Raw genomic sequence first — 20,974 nt, forward strand, 5'->3', positions numbered from 1 at the left:
AAGGAGAACCCGGGGGTTCTCCTTTTGCTTTACGGCTTGCCGCTGCGAATCGGCTTGCGCGGCGGCCGGTTAGACGGCGTGCGCTGTCGCGTGATGTCGGTATGCTTGGTCAGCGCCGGGCGGGTGCGGCGCTGCAGGCGTTGCGCTTCGCGCTGCTCGTCGATGCTCGGCGCCGGCACCAGGCACTCGCGGCGGCTGCCGATCAGGTGCTTCATGCCCATCTCTTCCAGCGCGGTGCGGATCATCGCCCAGTTGGCCGGATCGTGATAGCGCAGCAGCGCCTTGTGCAGGCGGCGCTGGCGATCGCCGCGCGGCACCACCACGTCTTCGCTCTTGTACCCCACGCGGCTCAGCGGGTTTTTGCCGCTGTAATACATGGTGGTAGAGTTGGCCATCGGCGACGGATAGAAGTTCTGCACCTGATCGAGGCGGAAACGGTTCTTCTTCAGCCACAGCGCCAGGTTGACCATATCCTCGTCGCGGGTGCCAGGGTGCGAAGAAATGAAGTACGGGATCAGGTACTGCTCTTTGCCCGCCAGCTTCGAATAGTGGTCAAACAGCTGCTTGAAACGATCGTAGCTGCCCATGCCCGGCTTCATCATCTTCGACAGTGGGCCTTCTTCGGTGTGCTCCGGCGCAATCTTCAGGTAGCCGCCGACGTGGTGGGTCGCCAGCTCTTTGATGTAACGCGGATCTTCCACCGCCAGATCGTAACGCACCCCGGAGGCGATCAGGATTTTTTTGATGCCTTCCAGCGAACGCGCCCGGCGGTACAGCTTGATGGTCGGTTCGTGGTTGGTGTCCATGTAGGTGCAGATTTCCGGGTAGACGCATGACGCGCGGCGGCAGGTCTGCTCGGCGCGCGGATTGGTGCAGCGCAGCATGTACATATTGGCGGTCGGGCCGCCCAGATCGGAGATCACGCCGGTAAAGCCCGGCACCTTGTCGCGGATCTCTTCGATTTCGCGAATGATCGAATCTTCCGAACGGCTCTGGATAATGCGCCCTTCGTGCTCGGTGATCGAACAGAACGAACAGCCGCCGTAGCAGCCGCGCATGATGTTCACCGAGAAGCGAATCATGTCATAGGCCGGAATGGTTTCCTTGCCGTAGGACGGGTGCGGAATGCGCTGGTACGGCAGGGCGAACACGCTGTCCATTTCCGGCGTGGTCAGCGGGATGGCCGGCGGGTTGATCCACACATAGCGGTCGCCGTGCTTCTGCATCAGCGCGCGCGCGCAGCCCGGGTTGGTTTCATGGTGCAGGATGCGCGAGGTGTGCGCATACAGCACCTTGTCGCCCTTCACCTTTTCGAACGACGGCAGCAGCACGTAGGTTTTTTCCCACGGCTTCGGCTTGGCGGCGCGTACGGTCACCGGCTTGGCTTCCGGCTCCGGCTTGGCGCCGTCGGCGCACGGCAGATCGTCACCGTACGGATTCGGGATCGGCTCGATGCGGCCCGGTTTGTCCAAACGGGTGGAGTCCACGCCGCTCCAGCCCGGCAGCGCTTCTTTACGCATCACCGCGGTGTTGCGAATATCATGGATGTCGGTGATTTTCTCGCCGGCGGCCAGGCGATGCGCCACTTCCACCAGCGGGCGCTCGCCGTTGCCGTAAATCAGCATATCGGCTTTGGAATCCACCAGCACCGAGCGGCGCACGGTATCCGACCAGTAGTCGTAGTGGGCGATGCGGCGCAGGCTCGCTTCGATGCCGCCCAGCACGATCGGCACGTCTTTGTAGGCTTCCTTGCAGCGCTGGCTGTACACCAGGGTGGCGCGGTCCGGGCGCTTGCCGCCGACGTTGCCGGCGGTGTAGGCGTCGTCGTGGCGCAGTTTGCGGTCCGCGGTGTAGCGGTTGATCATCGAATCCATATTGCCGGCGGTGATGCCGAAGAACAGGTTCGGTTTGCCCAAACGCATGAAGTCTTCTTTGTTGCTCCAGTCCGGCTGCGCGATGATGCCGACGCGGAAGCCCTGCGCCTCCAGCATGCGGCCGATGATCGCCATGCCGAAGCTCGGGTGATCGACATAGGCGTCACCGCTGATAATGATCACATCGCAGCTGTCCCAGCCCAGTTGATCCATCTCTTCGCGCGACATCGGCAAAAACGGCGCGGGGCCAAAACATTCGGCCCAATAGGGCTTGTAGGAAAACAGTTCACGGTCAGGTTGGATCAGGCTGGTGGTGCTCATTCTGGTGCTCTTTTCACAGGTTAATTAATCGCCGGGCGGCGATTATACGCACTAGTAGCAAAAAGAGCATGGTTATTTAACTAACTGTTCACTTCAAATTCGTAAACGTCGCTGCGGCACAGGGTTTCGCTGAACGCCAGCACCTCGCCCCGGGCATTGCGGCTGGTCTGGATAATGCGCAGCAGCGGCGTGCCGCTGTGCACATTGAGCAGGTTGGCCATTTCGCTGTTGCAGGCCACCGCTTTCAGCAGGAAATGCTTGCCTTCCGGCACGATGCCGCGCGCTTGCCACAGCGCGTGCAGGGAGTGCTCGAGCCGCTCAGGATCGGGCAGAAAACGCGGGGGAATATAGGTGGTCTCCAGCGATACCGGGCTGCCGTCCATCAATCGCAGACGCCGCAGCTTAACCACCGTGGCGCTGCCCTCCAGCGCCAGCGCTTTCGCCACCTCGGCCGGGGCCGTCATGCGGGTGCGCAGCAGCCACTGGTTGCTGACGCTGCTGCCGTTGCGCAGCATCTGGGCGGTCGCGCTGCCGTCCTGGTTGCACGAATAGCCGATGTGCATCGCCACCCGCGTACCCACGCCCCGCTGGCGCAAAATAAGCGATTTGCCCTCCAGCATCTTCATCGCCTTGCTGACGGTCACTCTGGACAGCGCCAGCCCCTCCGCCATCAGCCGCTCCGGCGGCAGAAAATCCCCCGCCGCCAGCGTCCGTTGCCTGATGGCCATTTCGATCGCCGCCGCCAGCTGCATATAGCGCGGCGCCGCCGCCTCCTGCGCCAGCTGCCGACACAGCCAGGTGATAAATTCGTGCATGACGTCCCCCCTCTTTGCCGCGTTCCTCTGCCAGCTTTGCTTTTATCCTATTTGCCTGACGGCGATAGCGACGCGCCTCTAACTTTTACGCCGCCTCATCCCGTTCGCCGTTCTCAGGACCCGTGATCATTTTGGTTGGTTCGACCACTTTCCGCCAGGCGAACCGCGGATTGGGTTGCTGTTTTATTCAGCGCCCGATGCGCCGACGGCATTCCGCCGCTCGACTCCGGGCGGCTGCGCCGTCATCATGGCCGCTAGCGGAGGAAAGCGATGAGTGAGTTTTTAGCGATAAAACCGGTGCTGGTGCTGGGCGGCGCCGTCGGCGAAGTCACGCCGACGCAGGAGCGGCGCATCGGCGGCCGCGCCTTTAACGTGGCGCGGGCGCTGCGCCGGCTGGAGGCGCCGGTGGTCAACGGCATGCCGGTCGGCAACGGCGAATGGGGCGCGACGATCGAAGCCGAAATGGCGCGGTTGGGCCTGCCGGTGCTGCTGCGCCATGGCCTGATGGATAACGGCTGGCGCCAATCGAACGGCGAGCCCGGCGAACCCGGCTGCGAAACGCAGTGGAACAAGGCCCAGCTGGCCATGCTGCCGCTGACCGAAGATACGCTGATTTACCTCAGCGGCGAGCAGCTGGCGGGGGAAAATGGCGAGGCGTTGCGTGAATGGCTGACGCGGCTGCCGTTCGACCAGCGGCGCCTGCTCGATCCCGGCATGCATGTCGGCCTGCTCGACGAGGACTTTTTCGCCATGCTCAGCGACAGCCACACCCTGCTGACGCTGAATCGCGATGAAACGGCCAGGCTGTGCGGCGCCGGCGATGCCATTGACGCCGCGCAGCGTTTCGCCGCGGCCCATAACCTGACGTTGATTTGTCGCTTAGGCCGCGACGGCGTATGGATTTGCGACGGCCAGAGCGGGCCGCAGCACATCGCGGCCTATGCCGTTGAAGAGGTTGACGTTGTTGGCGCGGGCGATGCCCACTGCGCCGGCCTGCTGGCCGGGCTGTCCGCCGGCTGGCCGCTGCCGCAGGCGGTCGACCTGGCCAACCGCGTAGCCGCCTGCGTGGTGGCGAGCGCCGGCGCCGCCAATCCGCCGGACTGGCGACAGCTGCAGCGGCGCTTCAACGCGGCCTGACGGCCCTGGCGCGGCGCCGCAGGCATGCCTTACGGCGCCGGTTGCACCATCAGCTGACCGGCGGTGCCGCGGTCCGCCATTTCCAGCGTCTGGCTGTAATAGAGGAACGGGAAGTGTTCCGAGGTCGGCTGATTGAAATACACCAGCAGCTCGACGTCGCCATCGATCCAAACGGTATCCTTCCAACCGCGATCTTCCGCCATCGGCTGCGCGCCGTTCACCCGCTTAATCAGGAACTGCACCCCCTGAATATGGAACGACTGCGGCGTATCCGCGTGAACGTTCCAGCGTTCCCAGCTGCCCTGCTGAGCCTGCACATCGATACGATTCATATCCCAGATGGCGCCGTTGATGCCGGCCACGCTGTCGCCCAGGCGGAAATCGCGGGTACGGCTGGCGCTGCCGTCCAACAGCTGGTCCGCCAGCAGACGCATCGGCAGGTTGTCGGTCACCAGCGGCAGCAATCCGGTCGGCCGCAGCGTCAGCACCTGGGTAGAGACCAGAATGCTCGAAGGCTCGAACAGGCCGCGCAGGCGATCCATGATGCCCGCCGCTTCGCCGGCGGTGATGCTCACCTCGTCGCCTTTCGACATGTCGATCAGCACTTCGCGGCGTTCACCCGGCGCCAGAGACAGCTGCTGCACCGCCACCGGCGCGGGCAGGAAGCCCTGATCGCTGGCGATCACGTTGAGCGGCCGGCCATCGCTGAGCTGCAGGATATAGCGCCGCGAGTTGGAGGCGTTGAGCAGGCGCAGGCGCACCCAGCCGCGCGACACTTCCACATACGGATTTTGCGCGCCGTTGACCAGCAGCGTATCGCCGACGAATCCGCCCTGTGACGGCGGGTCGTATTCCGGCGTGCCGAAGTTGTCGAAGCGTTTGTCCTGGATGATCAGCGGGAAATCGTCGACGCCGTAGTGATTGGGCAGCGGCAACGCCTTGCTGACCTCGTCCTCCACCAGCCACAGCCCGGTCAGGCCATTGTAGACGTGCGGCGCCATGCGGTTCGGCGTATTGGCGTGATACCAGCAGGTGGCCGCAGCCTGGCGGATCGGCAACACCGGCGACCAGTCGACGTTGGGCGACATCATGCGCGGCGCGCCGCCCATCAGGGTGCCCGGCAGTTGGAGACCGCTGACGGTCATCGCCACCGGCTCCGGCAGGCGGTTGCTGTAGATCAGTTTGACGTCGTCGCCGCTGTAAACCCGCACCGTCGGCCCAAGGTACATGCCGTTAATGCCCCATACCGACGCCTTGCGGTTATCCATAAACGCCCAATGAGCGCGCTGCAGGGTTAAAAACAGCGGCTGGCCACGGCGGGATTCCAACAGCGGCGGGATAGGTAAAGGGGTCTGCGTTCCGCTCGCCTCAGCCCTCAGCGGCACGGCTCCCGCGCACAGCGCCAGGCCCGATGCCTGTATAAACTGACGTCGACTGAGTGACATATTTTCTCCATGAAAAGCAATAACTAAACCGTGTGCAAAACCCGGGCCCCTGGTAAGCAAGATTAGCAGGAGCCCGGGCGTTAACGGCGTCAGGCGCCGTTTAAAATTTCATTCTTTGAAGCCGGTTGGGAATATTATTTTCCGGCCGCGTTGCGCCGGGCGACTTCTTCGTCCAGTTGGGCGATTTTCGCCAGCATCAACGTATGACAATGGGCCGCCAGCTCACGCACATTTTCTTTGCCGTATTGGCTGACGTCGATCGGCTCGAGCATTTCAACGATCGCGTGGCCGTTATTCCAACGGTTAAGATTAATTTTACCGCTGGTGGTGGAGACGCAGATCGGCACAATCGGCACGCCGGCGGCGATGGCCGCATGGAAGGCGCCGGTTTTAAACGGCATCAGCCCGCGGCCGCGGCTGCGCGTGCCTTCCGGGAACATCCAGATAGAAATGTCCCGCTTGTTAAATTGCTCCGCCACCTGGGCGATGGTGCCGTGCGCCTTGGCGCGATTATCCCGATCAATCAGCAGATTACCGGTCAGCCAATACAGCGGGCCAAAGAAGGGAACCCACAGCAGGCTTTTTTTACCCACGGTGACGGTGCGCGGCTGCACTATTTTGGCCGCCGTGACCATATCGTAATTATTTTGGTGGTTAGCGATATAAATGCAGTTGCCGTTTTTAGCCGCATCGGCCGGCACCCGGATTTCCACTTTCAAACCGAATAACCCGGACAGGCGGCCAAACAGATGACCGAAAGTTGCCACATGGCGGGGATCGCGCGGGCTGAACAAGCAGTACACAGAGCCGAAAATACACACCAGAATACAATAGAGAGTGGCGAGAACGGCACGTAAAATCAATAACATAACAACCTCATTAGCACACTGCCGACGCAGCCTGATTCGCTGCGCAGATTCCTTTACTCATTATTTGACTGCAGGGCGCGAAAGCGGAAATGGCGCCTGCATTTTTCGCTATTTTCCCGCCAGCCGACGATGCGCACAATAATTTTATGCGGGTAAATGTTAATTATTTGAAAATAACCGCCGACGCGGGAAATAAAGCGGGCGCAGCATGGCTGCGCCCCGTCTGATTATCTTACCGCAGCGCTTACTCTTCGCTGTCGCCCGCGGCCGCGGCGCGCGGCGGCGCATCCACTTCGACGCGATCGATGCGCTGCAGGCCACGCGGCAGCTGGGTCCCTTTGCGGCCCCGCTCGGCGCGGAACTTTTGCAGGTCCTCCGGCCGCAGCGTCAGCTTGCGTTTGCCGACGTGCAGGGTGACGGAAGTCTGCGGCGGCAGCACGAACAGCCAGGCCAGCTTGTCTTCCCCGGCTGCGGCCTGCGCCGCCGGTATGGAGACAATCTTGTTGCCCTTGCCCTTCGACAGCTGCGGCAGATCGGCGACCGGGAACATCAGCATGCGCCCGGCGGCGGTGATCGACAGCAGCATATCGTCTTCGCCGTGGATTTCCATCGGCGGCAGCGCCCTGGCGTTATCCGGCAGGGTGATCATCACCTTGCCGGCGCGGTTGCGCGCCACCAGATCGTTAAAGGTGCAGACGAAACCGTAGCCGGCGTCGGAGGCCATCAGCAGCTTCTGATCGTCCGCCGCCATCAGCACCTGCTCAATGGTGGCGCCCGGCGGCGGCGTCAGCTTGCCGGTCAGCGGCTCGCCCTGCCCGCGCGCCGAAGGCAGCGTCAGCGGATCCAGCGCATAGCTGCGCCCGGTGGAGTCGATAAACACCACCGGCTGATTGCTCTTGCCGCGCGCCGCGCTGCGGAAGCTGTCGCCGGCCTTGTAGCTCAGGCCGCTCGGATCGATATCGTGCCCCTTGGCGCTGCGCACCCATCCCATCTCGGACAGCACGATGGTTACCGGCTCCGACGGCACGAAATCGTGCTCGCTCATCGCCTTGGCTTCTTCGCGCTCGGTAATCGGCGAGCGGCGGTCATCGCCATAGGCCTGCGCATCGGCCTGGATCTCTTTTTTGATCAGCGTGTTCAGCTTGCGTTCGGACGCCAGCAGCGCCTGCAGCTGATCGCGCTCCTTGGCCAGCTCATCCTGCTCGCCGCGGATTTTGAACTCTTCCAGCTTGGCCAAATGGCGCAGCTTCAGCTCGAGGATCGCTTCCGCCTGGGTATCGGAGATGCCGAAGCGCTGCATCAGCACCGGCTTGGGCTCGTCCTCGCTGCGGATGATGTGGATCACTTCATCGATATTGAGGAACGCCACCAGCAAGCCTTCGAGGATGTGCAGGCGTTTCAGCACCTTCTCGAGGCGATAGTTGAGGCGGCGGCGCACCGTATCGCGGCGGTAGGCCAGCCATTCGGTGAGGATTTCCACCAGCCCTTTCACCTGCGGGCGGTTGTCCAGGCCGATCATGTTCATGTTGACGCGGTAGCTGCGCTCCAGATCGGTGGTGGCGAACAGGTGGTTCATCACCTGCTCCAGATCGATGCGGTTGGAGCGCGGCACGATCACCAGGCGCGTCGGGTTCTCGTGATCGGATTCATCGCGCAGATCCTCGACCATCGGCAGCTTCTTGGCGCGCATCTGGCTGGCGATTTGCTCCAGCACCTTGGCGCCGGAAACCTGGTGCGGCAAGGCGGTGATCACCGCGCTGCCGTCTTCCTTCTTCCACACGGCGCGCATGCGCACCGAGCCGCGGCCGTTCTGGTAAATTTTGCGAATTTCGTCGCGCGGGGTGATGATTTCGGCTTCGGTCGGGAAATCCGGCCCCTGCACGAACTCGAGCAGATCGTCGAGCGAGCTGCCCGGTTTGTCGATCAGGGCCACGGCGGCGGCGGCCACTTCGCGCACGTTGTGCGGCGGAATGTCGGTGGCCATGCCGACGGCGATGCCGGTGGTGCCGTTAAGCAGGATGTTCGGCAGGCGCGCCGGCAACATCTTCGGCTCCTGCAGGGTGCCGTCGAAGTTAGGCACCCAGTCGACGGTGCCCTGGCCCAGCTCGGCCAGCAGCACTTCCGCATATTTCGACAGGCGCGATTCGGTATAACGCATGGCGGCGAACGACTTGGGATCGTCCGGCGCCCCCCAGTTCCCCTGGCCGTCTACCAGCGGATAGCGATACGAGAACGGCTGAGCCATCAGCACCATGGCTTCGTAACAGGCGCTGTCGCCGTGCGGGTGGTATTTACCCAGCACGTCGCCCACGGTACGGGCGGATTTTTTGAATTTGGCGCTGTTGTTCAGCCCCAGCTCAGACATGGCGTAGATGATGCGGCGTTGTACCGGCTTCAAACCGTCGCCAATGTACGGCAACGCCCGATCCATGATGACGTACATGGAATAGTTCAGATAGGCGTTTTCAGTGAATGTGTGCAGCGGTAAACGCTCTACACCGTCATGAGTCAGATCACTCATTACTCAATTATCCTCAGACCGTGGCTTGGCAATCCCTGGACGACAATGGGCATAGCTTGTCGATTCTGCCCGCGATAGTAACCCATCTGCGGGGTGGCTGTCACAGCTGGCGCAAGGATCGCCGGCTGAAGCCGATTCAGCCGCTAAGTTTATGCAACATTTCGCCGCCTGACGGCGCTTTTATTGACTCACAGTCAACACTGTTGTGCGCTGGATCGCATTTTTACCTGCTTGGCTAACGATTACACTCTCTTTCAGCGCAATGTTTTCCGCCCGTTAACGCGGAGAACATGACATATCTTAACTCTGACAGGAGCCGCGAAAGATGAGCAATATCCTGATTATCAATGCTAAAAAACAATTCGGCCATTCAAATGGCGAACTCAACCAAACCCTGAGCGACGTGGCGGAAAGCTTCCTGCGCGACGTGCAGCACGATGTGCAGGTTACCGTAGTCGACGACGGCTATGACATCGAGGCCGAGGTGCAGAAATACCTGTGGGCCGACGTGGTGGTCTACCAGATGCCGGGCTGGTGGATGGGTGAGCCGTGGATCCTGAAAAAATACCTCGATGAGGTGTTCACCGCCGGGCACGGCAGCCTGTACGCCAGCGACGGTCGCACCCGCTCCGACGCCAGCAAGAAATACGGCTCGGGCGGCCTGATCCAGGGCAAGAAATACATGCTGAGCCTGACCTGGAACGCCCCGCTGGAAGCCTTTACCGACCCCGACCAGTTCTTCCACGGCGTGGGCGTCGACGGCGTTTACCTGCATTTCCACAAGGCGAATCAGTTCCTGGGTATGGAAGCGCTGCCGACCTTTATCTGTAACGACGTGATTAAACAACCGGATATCGACGGCGATATCGCACGTTATCGCGCGCACCTGACGGAAATTTTTGCTTAAATCACATTAGGCACGTTAATCAATGAGGTAGTGATGATCACCGTAATTGCAGAAATCAAAACCAAACCGGGCCAGCGTGAAACGGTACTGAAAGCGATCGAGAAACTGGTGCCGCTGGTGTTGGCGGAAGACGGCTGCGGCGAATACACGCCGATGGTCGACAGCCATACCCAGGCGCCGTGGCAGAAGCTGTCGCCGGATTCGGTGTTCATGCTGGAAAAATGGCAAAGCCAGGCGCACCTGGAAAAACACCTGCAGATCGATCACATGCTCAAGCACCGTGACGTCATCAAAGACAGCGTGCTGGACACCACCATCTACGTGCTGGATAACGCACTGTAATCGGCCTACAGCGTCTGCGCGTCGATGTGCGCGCTGACGTAGTCCAAAAAGCAGGTAATACGCGCCGCCAGCTGGGTGTTGCGGTAATACACCGCATTGATCGGCTGGCGCACGTCCAGCGTATCCCGTTCCAGCAGCGGCACCAGCCGCCCGTTTTGCCGATCGTCGCGCGTCATGAAATCCGCCAACTGCACGATCCCCGCGTCTCGCAGCGCCAGCTGCCGCAGCGTCTCGCCGCTGGAGGCGGACAGGGTCGGTTCGATGGTGAAATGCTGCGCCTGCCGGGTCCGCAGCGGCCACTGATTCAGCGATTCCGGTTGGGTGAACCCCAGCAGGCTGTGCTGATGCAGCTCATCCACGCTGTGCGGCGTGCCGTGCCGCGCCAGGTAGCCCGGGCTGGCGAGAATGCGCAACCGGCTCGATCCCAGCAGCCGGGCGTGGATGGTCGAATCGCGCAGCGCGCCGATGCGGATGGCGATATCGGTACGTTTCTCCAGCAGATCGATGATCAGATTGTCGGTATTCAGCTCCAGCTCAATCTGCGGAAAGCTCTGGCGAAAGCCCGCCACCAGCGGCACGATCACGTGTTCCATAAAAGGCGCGGCGGCGTTGACCCGCAGCCGCCCGGCCGGGATCAGCCGGCGCAACGCCATCTGCTCTTCGGCGTTCTCCACCGAACGGATAATCTCGCGGGCGTGATTGAGGAAGCTCTGCCCCTCTTCGGTCAGCTCGAGCCGGCGCGTGGTGCGGCGCATCAGCGTGGTGTCGAGCTTCTTTTCCAGACGGCTGAGCGCGCGGCTGATGCCGGAGGTGGTTTGGCCGAGCAGCTCGGCTGCGGAGGTGATGGAGCCGCTGTCGACCACCGAGGTGAACGCCAGCAATTCTTCGAGGGTGATCTTCATGCATTCCGCCCATGGTTATCGGGCGCCGCATGCAACGCCCTGCGGGAAGCGGGCCCGATCGGGAAACCGGGCCCGGGAACGGCTCAGACCGACAGTTCGGCCATGTCGCCCTTGTCCTGCAGCCAGTTGCGGCGGTCTTCCGAACGCTTCTTGGCCAGCAGCATGTCCATCACCGCCAGCGTTTGATCCACGTCGTCGTCGCTCACCGTCAACTGCACCAGACGGCGGGTATTCGGATCCAGCGTGGTTTCGCGCAGCTGCAGCGGGTTCATCTCACCCAGACCTTTAAAGCGCTGAACGTTAGGCTTGCCCTTTTTGCGCTTCAGCTGTTCCAGCACGCCGGCTTTTTCTTCTTCATCCAGCGCGTAGAACACCTCTTTGCCGAGATCGATGCGATACAGCGGCGGCATCGCCACATACACGTGGCCGCCTTTCACCAGCGAACGGAAATGACGCACGAACAGCGCGCACAGCAGCGTGGCGATGTGCAGACCGTCGGAGTCGGCATCCGCCAGGATGCAGATTTTGCCGTAGCGCAGTTGGCTGAGATCTTCGCTGTCCGGATCGATGCCGATCGCCACGGAAATGTCGTGCACCTCCTGCGAGGCCAGCACTTCGTCGGAGGAGACCTCCCAGGTGTTCAGGATTTTGCCTTTCAGCGGCATGATCGCCTGATATTCGCGATCGCGCGCCTGCTTGGCCGAGCCGCCCGCCGAGTCCCCTTCCACCAGGAACAGTTCGGTCATGCTCAGATCCTGCGAGGTGCAGTCCGCCAGCTTGCCCGGCAGCGCCGGCCCGCTGGTCAGCTTCTTGCGCACCACCTTCTTGGCGGCGCGCAGACGGCGCTGGGCGCTGGAGATCGCCAACTCGGCCAGCTGTTCCGCCGCCTGGACGTTCTGGTTCAGCCACAGGCTGAAGGCGTCTTTAACCACGCCGGAAACGAAGGCCGCGCATTGGCGCGACGACAGGCGTTCTTTGGTCTGGCCGGCGAACTGCGGATCCTGCATCTTCACCGACAGCACGTAGGCGCAGCGGTCCCAGATATCCTCCGCCGACAGCTTCACGCCGCGCGGCAGAATGTTGCGGAATTCGCAGAACTCGCGCATCGCGTCCAGCAACCCCTGGCGCAGGCCGTTGACGTGGGTGCCGCCCTGCATGGTCGGGATCAGGTTGACGTAGCTTTCGGTCAGCAGCTCGCCGCCTTCCGGCAGCCACAGCAGCGCCCAGTCCACCGCCTCGGTGTCGCCGGCGAAGTTGCCGACGAACGGCGCCTCCGGCAGGGTGATCAGGCCGTTGACCGCTTCCATCAGGTAATCGGTCAGGCCGTCCTGATAGCACCAGCGCTGCTCGGTGTTGTTCACCTTGTCGATAAAGTAGATCTCGACGCCGGGGCACAGCACCGCTTTGGCTTTCAGCAGGTGGCTCAGGCGCGAAACCGAGAAGCGCGGGCTGTCGAAGAACTGCCCGTCGGGCCAGAAGTGGACGCTGGTGCCGGTATTGCGTTTGCCGCAGGTGCCGGTCACCGTCAGGTCCTGCACCTTGTCGCCGTTTTCGAAGGCGATGCCGTAGACGTTGCCGTCGCGGCGCACGCTGACCTCGACCCGCGTCGACAGGGCGTTGACCACCGAAATCCCCACGCCGTGCAGGCCGCCGGAGAACTGGTAGTTTTTATTCGAGAATTTGCCGCCGGCGTGCAGCCGGCACAGGATCAGCTCAACCGCAGGCACGCCCTCTTCCGGGTGGATATCCACCGGCATGCCGCGACCGTCGTCGATCACTTCCAGCGACTGATCGGCGTGCAGAATCACGTCGATGCGCTTGGCGTGGCCGGCCAGGGCTTCATCGACGCTGTTATCGATCACCTCTTGTCCGAGGTGGTTTGGACGCGTCGTGTCGGTATACATGCCGGGACGACGGCGCACTGGTTCTAGACCGCTGAGTACTTCAATGGCATCAGCGTTATAGCTGGATTGAGTCATCGTTGATTATTTTTTCGTGGTTAAAGGAAGGTGCCGGAACCGTCTGCTCAGACGGCGTTTAGCCCTAAAAAATCCACAATCTGGGGGAAGTAGTGCTCGAAACCGACGAAGGCGTGGTTTCCACCCGACTCCACCGTTTGCCGGCACGCGGTGTAATAGGCCACCGCCTGTCCGTAATCGAGAATTTCATCGCCCGTTTGTTGCAGCAACCAGATTAAATCCGGCGACTCCAAGGGATCGATCTGCATCACTTTCAGATCGTAAACGTGACGTGACTCTAACACATATTGCTGGCCGGTGTAGGGGTTCTCGTTTTCGCCAAGGTAGTCAATCAGCAGCTCAAACGGCTTCACCGCAGGGTTAACCACTACTGCCGGCAGTGAAAAACACTGCGAAAGCCAGGTGGCGTAGTAGCCGCCCAGCGAAGAGCCGACCACGCCCAGCGTCTGCCCGGCGCGTTCCATCACCAGATTTTCCAACATTTCGGCGGCTTCCGCCGGGAATGCCGGCAGCTGCGGCACCAGCATCTCGATAGTCGGATGATGCTCGGCCAGCCAGGCCTTGAAGGCGGTCGCCTTGGCCGACTGCGGCGAACTGTTGAAACCGTGCAGATAAAGTAGCGTAGACATCAGTACCCATCCGAATCCATGTCGGGGCGGAAATCGTCGTTCTCCAGCCGGAATACCTGCGTTTCGACCCGGCCGTCCGGCAGCAGGTCGAGGTAACGCCAGCCGGGAGAAACCTCGTCGATGGTAAAATTAGTGCAGTGCGGCTTGAATTGCACGCAGGTGGACGGCGTCGCCAACAGGCGGCGGCCCTGCCATTCGAGGTCCAGATCCTGGTGAATATGCCCGCAGACCAGGGTATTCACCTTGGGATAGCGCAGCAGGATCGCCCCCAGCATATGCGGGTTGCGCAGGCTGTGCTGATCGAGCCAGGTACAGCCGGAAGGCAACGGGTGATGGTGCAGCAGCAGCAGAGTATAACGCTCTGGGTGGGCCTGCAGGCAGCGCTCCATCCACTCGAGCTGATACTCGCTCAGTTCGCCGTGCGGCACGCCGAACACCTAGCTGTCGAGCAGCAGCACCTGCCATTTATCGCCCAGCAGCACGTGCTTGGAGGGCGCGATGCCGGCGGCGGCCAGCGCATCGACCATCGCCGGCTGGAAATCGTGATTGCCCGGCAGCCAGACGCAGGGCGCCGGCAACCTGGCGATACCCTCGGCAAAGTGCCGATACGCAGCCTGTGAATGGTCCTGCGCCAAATCGCCGGTGGCGACGATGAGATCGACCTCGCGCCGCTGCGCCTGGACGGCGTCCAGCACCGCATGGTAGCTGCGATAGGTATTGATGCCGAGCAGGGTCTCATTTTCGCCGGCAAAAAGGTGGGTATCTGTTATTTGTAGGATCCTGACCGTGTTCCCACTCGCCACGGGCAGTCTAAACAGGCTTTCCAAATGGTGTCCTTTGTTATTTCAGTCTGTCTAACAAACCGGAACCGCCATCGCTCCATGCGCCAAGCAGTAGCGCAACCAATCAGCAAGAAACTGGTTAATTTGATGCTTTTCGTCGCGTTGATGCAACTTTTTATTAGGATAATCATAACGCGCTTTAAAGCGATAGATCTGCTGAGTGGAACACACTTCCGCAACCATGGCGTCATGATACAGCCGCACCGTCATGGCCGGCAGGCTCCAGTAGCTGACGGCGGGAAAGGTCTGTTCGATCTCCACCAGCGAGGTATAGCGCGTAGACTCGACGAGGGTCAGACGATAGTGGGCGCCATTCACCTGATAAGTCGCCGTTTCACCCACTTCGTCGTTGCGCGGCAGCAAGCGGCGCAATTGCGCGAAGTTGGTTTCGCACAACCGCATCATTTCGGGGAAATCAGGGGTATAGCGTTGTTTCATTAGTTGGCCCACTCTTTTCTTAGCGATTCATGGTGCAACGCCAGCCATTGCAATGCAATCACCGATGCGGCGTTATCGATCGCGCCTTCTTCAACCCAGCGATAAGCCTGTTCGCGGCTGACCACGTGGACGCGGATGTCTTCATTTTCTTCCTCCAGTCCATGGATGCCCTCGGCGGTGGCGGCGTCGACCTCGCCGACCATGATCGACAGGCGCTCGCTGGTGCCCCCCGGGCTGGCCAGATAGCTCAACACCGGCTTGCAGCGGCCGACCGCCACGCCGGCTTCTTCTTCGGCTTCTCGGCGGCACACGTCTTCGACGCTCTCGCCGGTTTCGATCATACCCGCCACCATTTCCAGCAGCCAGGGGGAATTACTGGTATCGACCGCGGCGATGCGCAGTTGTTCAATCAGCACCACCTGGTCGCGCACCGGGTCATAGGGTAACAGCACCGCCGCATGCCCGCGCTCGAAAATCTCGCGTTTTATCTCGGGGCTCATGTCGCCGTTGAACAGGCGATGGCGGAAACGGTATAAATTGAGTGAAAAAAAACCACGGTACAGCGTCTCACGTGCAATAATTTCTACATCTTTTTTATCGAAAGTAACCGGCGACGGCTGTGAACGGCTCATAAGCGAATTCTCCTGCATGAGTATGCCGATAAAATAAACAGTTTTGATGACAGAAACGGCCGGACGATCTGCCGCAGCTTTATGATAGATTGTCAGCCATAATATCAGGTGCGGTCTGCGCGGCCAGTTGAACGGCGGCAAATGGGCGGCCTGAAAGGTAAAAGTTACGCCGGATGGCACATTCAGCCACCTGATGCGTACTGCAGACTCTGCTAGAATCGGCAACTATTTCGTCTATCGTCAGCGCTAACATAGCAATATTGCTGCACAACAAGGAATGCAAATGAAGAAACTGCTCCCCCTTCTTATCGGACTGAGCCTGGGCGGCTTCAGTGCAATGAGCCAGGCAGAGAACCTGCTGCAGGTCTACAAACAGGCCAGGGAAAGTAACCCGGACCTGCGCAAAACTGCTGCTGACCGCGACGCCGCATTCGAAAAAATCAACGAAGCGCGCAGCCCGCTGCTGCCGCAATTGGGTTTGACCGCCGGTTATACCTATGGCAACGGTTACCGCGATGCCAACAACGTGAACAGCGACGTCACCAGCGGATCGCTGGCGCTGACCCAGACCATTTTCGACATGTCGAAATGGCGCGCGCTGACGCTGCAGGAGAAGACCGCCGGTATCTCCGACGTCACCTTCCAGACCTCGGAACAGACGCTGATCCTTAACACCGCCACCGCCTACTTCAACGTGCTGAAGGCGATTGACACGCTGTCTTACACCCAGGCGCAGAAAGACGCGGTGTACCGCACCCTGGATCAAACCACCCAGCGCTTCAACGTGGGCCTGGTGGCGATCACCGACGTGCAGAACGCCCGCTCCAACTACGATACCGTGCTGGCGGCCGAAGTCTCCGCCCGCAACGATCTGGACAACGCCCTGGAATCGCTGCGTCAGGTGACCGGCGCGTTCTATCCTGAACTGGCCTCGCTGAACACCGATCGCTTCACCACCCAACGGCCGGAAGCGGTGAACAACCTGCTGAAAGAGGCCGAAGCGCGCAACCTGAGCCTGCTGTCCGCGCGCCTGAGCCAGGACCTGGCGCGTGAGCAGATCCGCTCGGCGCAGACCGGCTATATGCCGACCGTGGATATGAGCGCCTCCACCGGCATCACCAATAGCAAGTACAGTGGTTCAGGCAACACGAATCCCGATACTGATATCGGCCAGAATAAAATCGGCGTAAGCTTCAACCTGCCGATCTACAGCGGCGGCGCGACCAACTCGCAGGTAAAACAGGCGCAGTACAACTTCGTCGGCGCCAGCGAACAGCTGGAAAGCTCGCACCGCAGCGTCGTGCAGACCGTGCGTTCGTCGTTCAACAACGTCAACGCCTCGATCAGCAGCATCAACGCCTACAAACAGGCGGTGGTTTCCGCCCAGAGCTCTCTGGACGCCATGGAGGCCGGCTACCAGGTCGGCACCCGCACCATCGTCGACGTGCTGGACGCCACCACCACGCTGTATAACGCCAAACGTCAGCTGTCCGACGCGCGTTACACCTACCTGATCAACCAGCTGAACATCAAGTCCGCACTCGGCACGCTGAACCAGAACGATCTGCTGACGCTGAACGGCGCGCTGGGCAAACCGATTTCCACCTCACCGGATGCCGTAGCGCCGCAGAACCGCACGCAGGATGCCTATGCTGACGGTTATCAGGACAATGCGCCGATGCAGCAAACCGCCGCGCCGGCCGCCACCCGCGCCTCGGCGCCGGCGCCCGCCGCTGCCACTCAGCCAACGCGCAACAGCGGCAACCCTTTCCGCAACTGATGCCCGCCGCCTGATGAACACGGGGTTCGGCCTTCGCCGCGCCCCGTTTTTTTTGCCTGCGTCACCGGTTCTGCCCGCCGCCTCACAGCCAGACTCCCCGCCTGCGGTGGTATCATCTGTCCCATGGTTTTTCTCCGTTTAGGTGAGATCCGATGAACAATGCTGCAAGCTGGCGACGACTGACTGCCGACGGCGCGCTGCCGCCGCAGGAACGCCCCGCGCCGGCGATTTACGCCTCCTGGCTGCGCTGCCGCAACCTGATGCAACCCGCGGTCTGGTCCCCCCCGCACCGGGCGCTGGGCGCCACCTTCGATTCGATCTGCCAGCGTAAAAACGACCTGCTGACCCTCGGCCAGGCGGCGCTGGAAGACGCCTGCGAATATATGGAGCCGCGCCGCTGCCTGTTGATGATCCTCGATGAAAGCGGCTGCATGCTGTGGGAGTGCGGAGATGCCCAAACGCGGCAAGGGCTGCTGCAGCTGGGGTTCGCCCCCGGCGCCTACTGGGCCGAAGGCCACATCGGCACCAATGCGCCGGCGCTGGCCGCGGCGGAGGGCCACCCGGTGCGGGTCAGCGGTGACGAACACGTGCGGCGAGCGCTGCACGGCTGGGCGTTTTGCGCCACCCCGGTCTACGACAACAGCGGGCGTCAGCGCGGCGCGATTGCGCTGGGCTGCCTGCTGGCCGACGGCGCCGCCGGCGACCTGTCGCTGACGCTGGCGCTCGCCCGCGAGATCGGCAATTCGCTGAACGCCGACGGGTTGCTGGCGGAATCCAACCGCCATCTGAATCAGCTTTACGGCCTGCTGGATGGCGTCGACGACGGCGTAATGGCCTGGGACCACCGCGGTTACCTGCAATACATCAACCAGCGCGCCGCCGGCCTGCTGAAGCTGGATGAACAGCAGTGTCAGGGCAAACCGCTGACGCAGTTGCTGACGCTGCCCGCCCTGCTGAAACGCGCCATTGCCCAACGCCGGCCGCTGCAGCACGTAGAGGTCACCTTCGAAAGCCAACGGCAGTTTATCGCCGCCCTGCTGACCCTGAAGCCGGTCTTCGACGGCGAACGCTGCAGCTTCATCGCCCTGCTGCACCCGCTGGAGCCTTTGCACCGGTACGTCAGCAGCCAGTTGGGGCGCGTCAGCCACAGCTTCGAGCAGATGCCCTCCGCCTCGCTGGAGATGCGCCGGCTGATCCGCTATGGCCAGCAGGCGGCGAAGGGCCAGCATCCGATCCTGCTGTGCGGCGAAGAAGGCGTCGGCAAAGAGCTGCTCAGCCAGGCGATCCACAACGCCAGCGAACGCGCCGCCGGCCCCTATATCGCCCTCAACTGCCAACTGCTGCCGGAGGGCCGGGGGCTGCGCGCACTGCTGGGCAGCGACGCCAGCGAAGAAGAGGCCGGCCAGCTCAGCAAGTTCGAGCTGGCCAACGGCGGCACGCTGTATCTGGAACAGATAGAATACCTGCCGGCGGAGATGCAGTCCGCGCTGCTGCAGGTGCTGAAGACCGGCGTGGTGATCCGCCTCAACTCCAGCCGGGTGATCCCGGTCGATGTGCGGGTGATCGCCGGCAGCGCCGCCAACCTGCCGCTGCTGGTGCAGCAGAACCGCTTCCGCCGCCAGCTGTTTTACAGCCTGCAGGCGTTCGAAATCCAAATTCCGCCGCTGCGCCAACGGCTGAGCGACATCGCGCTAGTGGTGAAGCATCATCTGCGCGCGCTGGAGCAGCATTTCCAATGCCGTTTCAGGGTGGATGACGAAGTGACGGCCCAGCTTGCGCTGTACCTGTGGCCGGGCAACGATCTGGAGCTGAAGGGCGTGGTGGAGCGCGCGGCGATGATTTGTCACGGCCACCATATCCAGCTGGCGGATTTGCCGGCGCATCTGCTCGGCCAGCAGCCGCTGCTGGAAAGCGATCCGCCCCCCGCCATGCCGCTGCTGAGCCTGGAGGAGCAGGAGCGGCAGGCGATCCTGCGCGCGGCCAACGTCAGCCGCGGGCAACTGCATGAAATGGCGCAGCTGTTGGGCATCGGCCGCACCACGCTGTGGCGGAAAATAAAGCGGCATCAGCTTGATATCCGCCAGTTCAAGCTGCGCGCCTGAGCCCTCAGTGGCTGAGCTGCAGCACGCCGCGCGCGGCGTCCAGCATCGCCTTCTGGCCGCTGCGGGTTTTGCTCATGCAATCGTGCATGCCGACCACCATCGGGATGCCCATCGCCTTGGCCAAAATGGCGCTGTGCGATAACGCATGGCCGCCGCTCAGGCAGATGCCGAGCACCAGCCGGCGATCGAGCATCACCACGTCGGAAGGCATCAGCTCATCCATCACCAGAATCGAGGGTTCGCTGAGCGCGATCGGCGGCAGCGGCTGCCCGCGCAAGTGGCTCAGGGTGCGGCGCAGCATGTCGCGCACGTCCAGCTCACGCGCCCGCATGTAGTCATCGTCCAGGGCGCGATAGTCTTCGGCGATCGCCTCCAGCTCCTGGCGCCACGCCTGCTCGGCGCTGCATTGGCGCTGGGCGATGCGGGTATAGGCCGCCTGCTGCAGATCGGGATCGTCCAACAGCATGCTGTGCGCGCCGAAGATCGCCGCCTGCGGTTTGCCGATCAGTGTGCCGGTGCGCTCCGCCAGCCGGTTCAGATCGCTCAGCGTATGCTGCAGCGCCTCGCGCAGCCGCTGCTGTTCATTCAGCACTTCGTCCGCGCCAATTCGCCGTTCGACGATCGTCGGCCAGAAGCTGTGCGCCTGAAACACCGGGCCGCTGGTGAGGCTTTCCGCCACCGGAATGCCGTGCAGCGAAGGCTGCTGCGCTTCGGATACCGTTTCACCAAAGTGCTGTTCCGCCAGCGTCTTGAACGTCGCCAACGCCCGATCCGCCTGCGGGCCGGCGGCGATCAGGCGAACGGTGTCGCCGTGGCGCACCTGCAGCAGCGCCAGCTGGTTGAGGCTGCGCGGATCGACGCACTGCCCCTGCTTTTCCAACACCAGCTCGGCGTCGAACGGCGCCAGCGCCGCCGCCAACCGCGCCGCCGGGCGCGCGTGCAGCCCATGCGGATTTTGCACCGTCCAACTGACGCTTTTGCCCTGCGTCAGCGGCAGAATCACGCTTTTCGCCGCCGGTGAAGCTTCGCCAAGCTGGGCCTGCTTGGCCTGCAGCGCGCCCTGCGCCTCCGTCGCCACCTGTTCCAGCGCCGCGCCGGAATTGGCGGCGACCACCGCCGCCAGCGTTCCCTCCACCAGCGGTGCGGCGCACAGCCGCACGCGAGCGGCCAGTTCGGGATCCAGCAGATCGATCGCGGTTTCCGCGCTGAGCAGCGCGCTGCCCAGATCCATCAGCACCAGGATGCCGGCGGCGCCGTCGGCCACCGACTCAATCGCCGCCATCACCTTGACGGCATCGGTGCCGATCGGGTGTTCCTCATCGTCCACCCCCGCCGCCAGCGCCAGCCGGCAGCCGTCGCCGCGCATCATCTGCTGCGCCAGCTGTTCAACCCCGCGCGCCAGCAGCGCGCTGTGTGAGACCACTACGATATTGATCATC

General features: G+C 62.2%; 16 protein-coding genes and 1 pseudogene. 5 read left to right on the plus strand and 12 right to left on the minus strand.

Annotated elements, in window-relative coordinates; genetic code table 11:
* Positions 1 to 29: 29 nt before the first annotated feature.
* Together CKW09_RS21120 and CKW09_RS21125 are read right to left on the minus strand one after the other, a co-directional pair.
* Positions 30 to 2,195: a YgiQ family radical SAM protein gene (locus CKW09_RS21120; protein ID WP_061797256.1), complete on the minus strand. Its 2,166-nt coding sequence runs from the start codon at positions 2,193 to 2,195 to the stop codon at positions 30 to 32.
* 80 nt (positions 2,196 to 2,275) lie between these two features.
* On the minus strand, positions 2,276 to 3,010 hold the full coding sequence (locus CKW09_RS21125; protein ID WP_095099280.1) for a GntR family transcriptional regulator: 735 nt from the start codon (positions 3,008 to 3,010) through the stop codon (positions 2,276 to 2,278).
* 270 nt (positions 3,011 to 3,280) lie between these two features.
* Here CKW09_RS21125 and CKW09_RS21130 point away from each other — a divergent pair, with 270 nt between their 5' ends.
* Positions 3,281 to 4,147 carry a PfkB family carbohydrate kinase gene (locus CKW09_RS21130; protein ID WP_061797252.1) on the plus strand — a complete coding sequence of 289 codons (867 nt, stop codon included), beginning with the start codon at positions 3,281 to 3,283 and terminating at the stop codon, positions 4,145 to 4,147.
* A 29-nt stretch (positions 4,148 to 4,176) separates the two neighbouring features.
* Here CKW09_RS21130 and ftsP read toward each other — a convergent pair whose 3' ends face one another.
* The 3 genes from ftsP to parC all read right to left on the minus strand — a co-directional run bounded on the left by ftsP (position 4,177) and on the right by parC (position 8,982).
* The gene (gene ftsP, locus CKW09_RS21135; RefSeq protein WP_061797250.1) at positions 4,177 to 5,592 is read right to left on the minus strand and encodes a cell division protein FtsP; all 1,416 of its coding nucleotides are present in this window, start codon (positions 5,590 to 5,592) and stop codon (positions 4,177 to 4,179) included.
* Between the two features lie 134 nt (positions 5,593 to 5,726).
* Complete coding sequence (locus CKW09_RS21140; RefSeq protein WP_095099283.1) at positions 5,727 to 6,461, minus strand: 1-acylglycerol-3-phosphate O-acyltransferase; 735 nt, start codon at positions 6,459 to 6,461, stop codon at positions 5,727 to 5,729.
* 244 nt (positions 6,462 to 6,705) lie between these two features.
* Positions 6,706 to 8,982 carry a DNA topoisomerase IV subunit A gene (parC, locus tag CKW09_RS21145; protein ID WP_061797246.1) on the minus strand — a complete coding sequence of 759 codons (2,277 nt, stop codon included), beginning with the start codon at positions 8,980 to 8,982 and terminating at the stop codon, positions 6,706 to 6,708.
* A gap of 325 nt (positions 8,983 to 9,307) precedes the next feature.
* Here parC and CKW09_RS21150 point away from each other — a divergent pair, with 325 nt between their 5' ends.
* Together CKW09_RS21150 and CKW09_RS21155 are read left to right on the plus strand one after the other, a co-directional pair.
* Positions 9,308 to 9,889, plus strand: a complete 582-nt coding sequence (locus CKW09_RS21150; protein WP_061797243.1) for an NAD(P)H-dependent oxidoreductase — start codon at positions 9,308 to 9,310, stop codon at positions 9,887 to 9,889.
* Between the two features lie 33 nt (positions 9,890 to 9,922).
* Positions 9,923 to 10,231, plus strand: a complete 309-nt coding sequence (locus tag CKW09_RS21155; protein ID WP_061797241.1) for a putative quinol monooxygenase — start codon at positions 9,923 to 9,925, stop codon at positions 10,229 to 10,231.
* 5 nt (positions 10,232 to 10,236) lie between these two features.
* Here the strand turns inward: CKW09_RS21155 and CKW09_RS21160 are convergent, their stop codons facing one another.
* The 6 genes and pseudogenes from CKW09_RS21160 to nudF all read right to left on the minus strand — a co-directional run bounded on the left by CKW09_RS21160 (position 10,237) and on the right by nudF (position 15,653).
* The gene (locus CKW09_RS21160; protein ID WP_061797239.1) at positions 10,237 to 11,133 is read right to left on the minus strand and encodes a LysR substrate-binding domain-containing protein; all 897 of its coding nucleotides are present in this window, start codon (positions 11,131 to 11,133) and stop codon (positions 10,237 to 10,239) included.
* A gap of 83 nt (positions 11,134 to 11,216) precedes the next feature.
* Positions 11,217 to 13,112, minus strand: coding sequence for a DNA topoisomerase IV subunit B (parE, locus tag CKW09_RS21165; RefSeq protein ID WP_095099286.1), 1,896 nt, complete (start codon positions 13,110 to 13,112; stop codon positions 11,217 to 11,219).
* A 47-nt stretch (positions 13,113 to 13,159) separates the two neighbouring features.
* Positions 13,160 to 13,741, minus strand: coding sequence for an esterase YqiA (yqiA, locus tag CKW09_RS21170; protein ID WP_061797235.1), 582 nt, complete (start codon positions 13,739 to 13,741; stop codon positions 13,160 to 13,162).
* Positions 13,741 to 14,568, minus strand: a pseudogene (cpdA, locus tag CKW09_RS21175) (3',5'-cyclic-AMP phosphodiesterase). Before cpdA ends, yqiA begins: the two are co-directional and overlap by 1 nt.
* A 27-nt stretch (positions 14,569 to 14,595) precedes the next feature.
* Positions 14,596 to 15,021 carry a DUF1249 family protein gene (locus CKW09_RS21180; RefSeq protein WP_061797230.1) on the minus strand — a complete coding sequence of 142 codons (426 nt, stop codon included), beginning with the start codon at positions 15,019 to 15,021 and terminating at the stop codon, positions 14,596 to 14,598.
* On the minus strand, positions 15,021 to 15,653 hold the full coding sequence (nudF, locus tag CKW09_RS21185) for an ADP-ribose diphosphatase (protein WP_061797228.1): 633 nt from the start codon (positions 15,651 to 15,653) through the stop codon (positions 15,021 to 15,023). Before nudF ends, CKW09_RS21180 begins: the two co-directional genes overlap by 1 nt.
* Positions 15,654 to 15,936: 283 nt before the next feature.
* On the opposite strand from nudF, the gene tolC reads away from it, so the two are divergent.
* Together tolC and dhaR are read left to right on the plus strand one after the other, a co-directional pair.
* On the plus strand, positions 15,937 to 17,433 hold the full coding sequence (gene tolC / locus CKW09_RS21190) for an outer membrane channel protein TolC (protein WP_095099289.1): 1,497 nt from the start codon (positions 15,937 to 15,939) through the stop codon (positions 17,431 to 17,433).
* A 152-nt stretch (positions 17,434 to 17,585) separates the two neighbouring features.
* Entirely contained in the window at positions 17,586 to 19,535 is a 1,950-nt protein-coding gene (gene dhaR, locus CKW09_RS21195) for a dihydroxyacetone kinase operon transcriptional regulator DhaR (RefSeq protein WP_095099291.1), read from the plus strand.
* Between the two features lie 4 nt (positions 19,536 to 19,539).
* Here the strand turns inward: dhaR and dhaM are convergent, their stop codons facing one another.
* Positions 19,540 to 20,973: a dihydroxyacetone kinase phosphoryl donor subunit DhaM gene (gene dhaM / locus CKW09_RS21200; RefSeq protein ID WP_095099293.1), complete on the minus strand. Its 1,434-nt coding sequence runs from the start codon at positions 20,971 to 20,973 to the stop codon at positions 19,540 to 19,542.
* Between the last annotated feature and the right edge of the window lies 1 nt (position 20,974).

The organism is Serratia ficaria, from assembly GCF_900187015.1.
GTDB lineage: Bacteria > Pseudomonadota > Gammaproteobacteria > Enterobacterales > Enterobacteriaceae > Serratia > Serratia ficaria.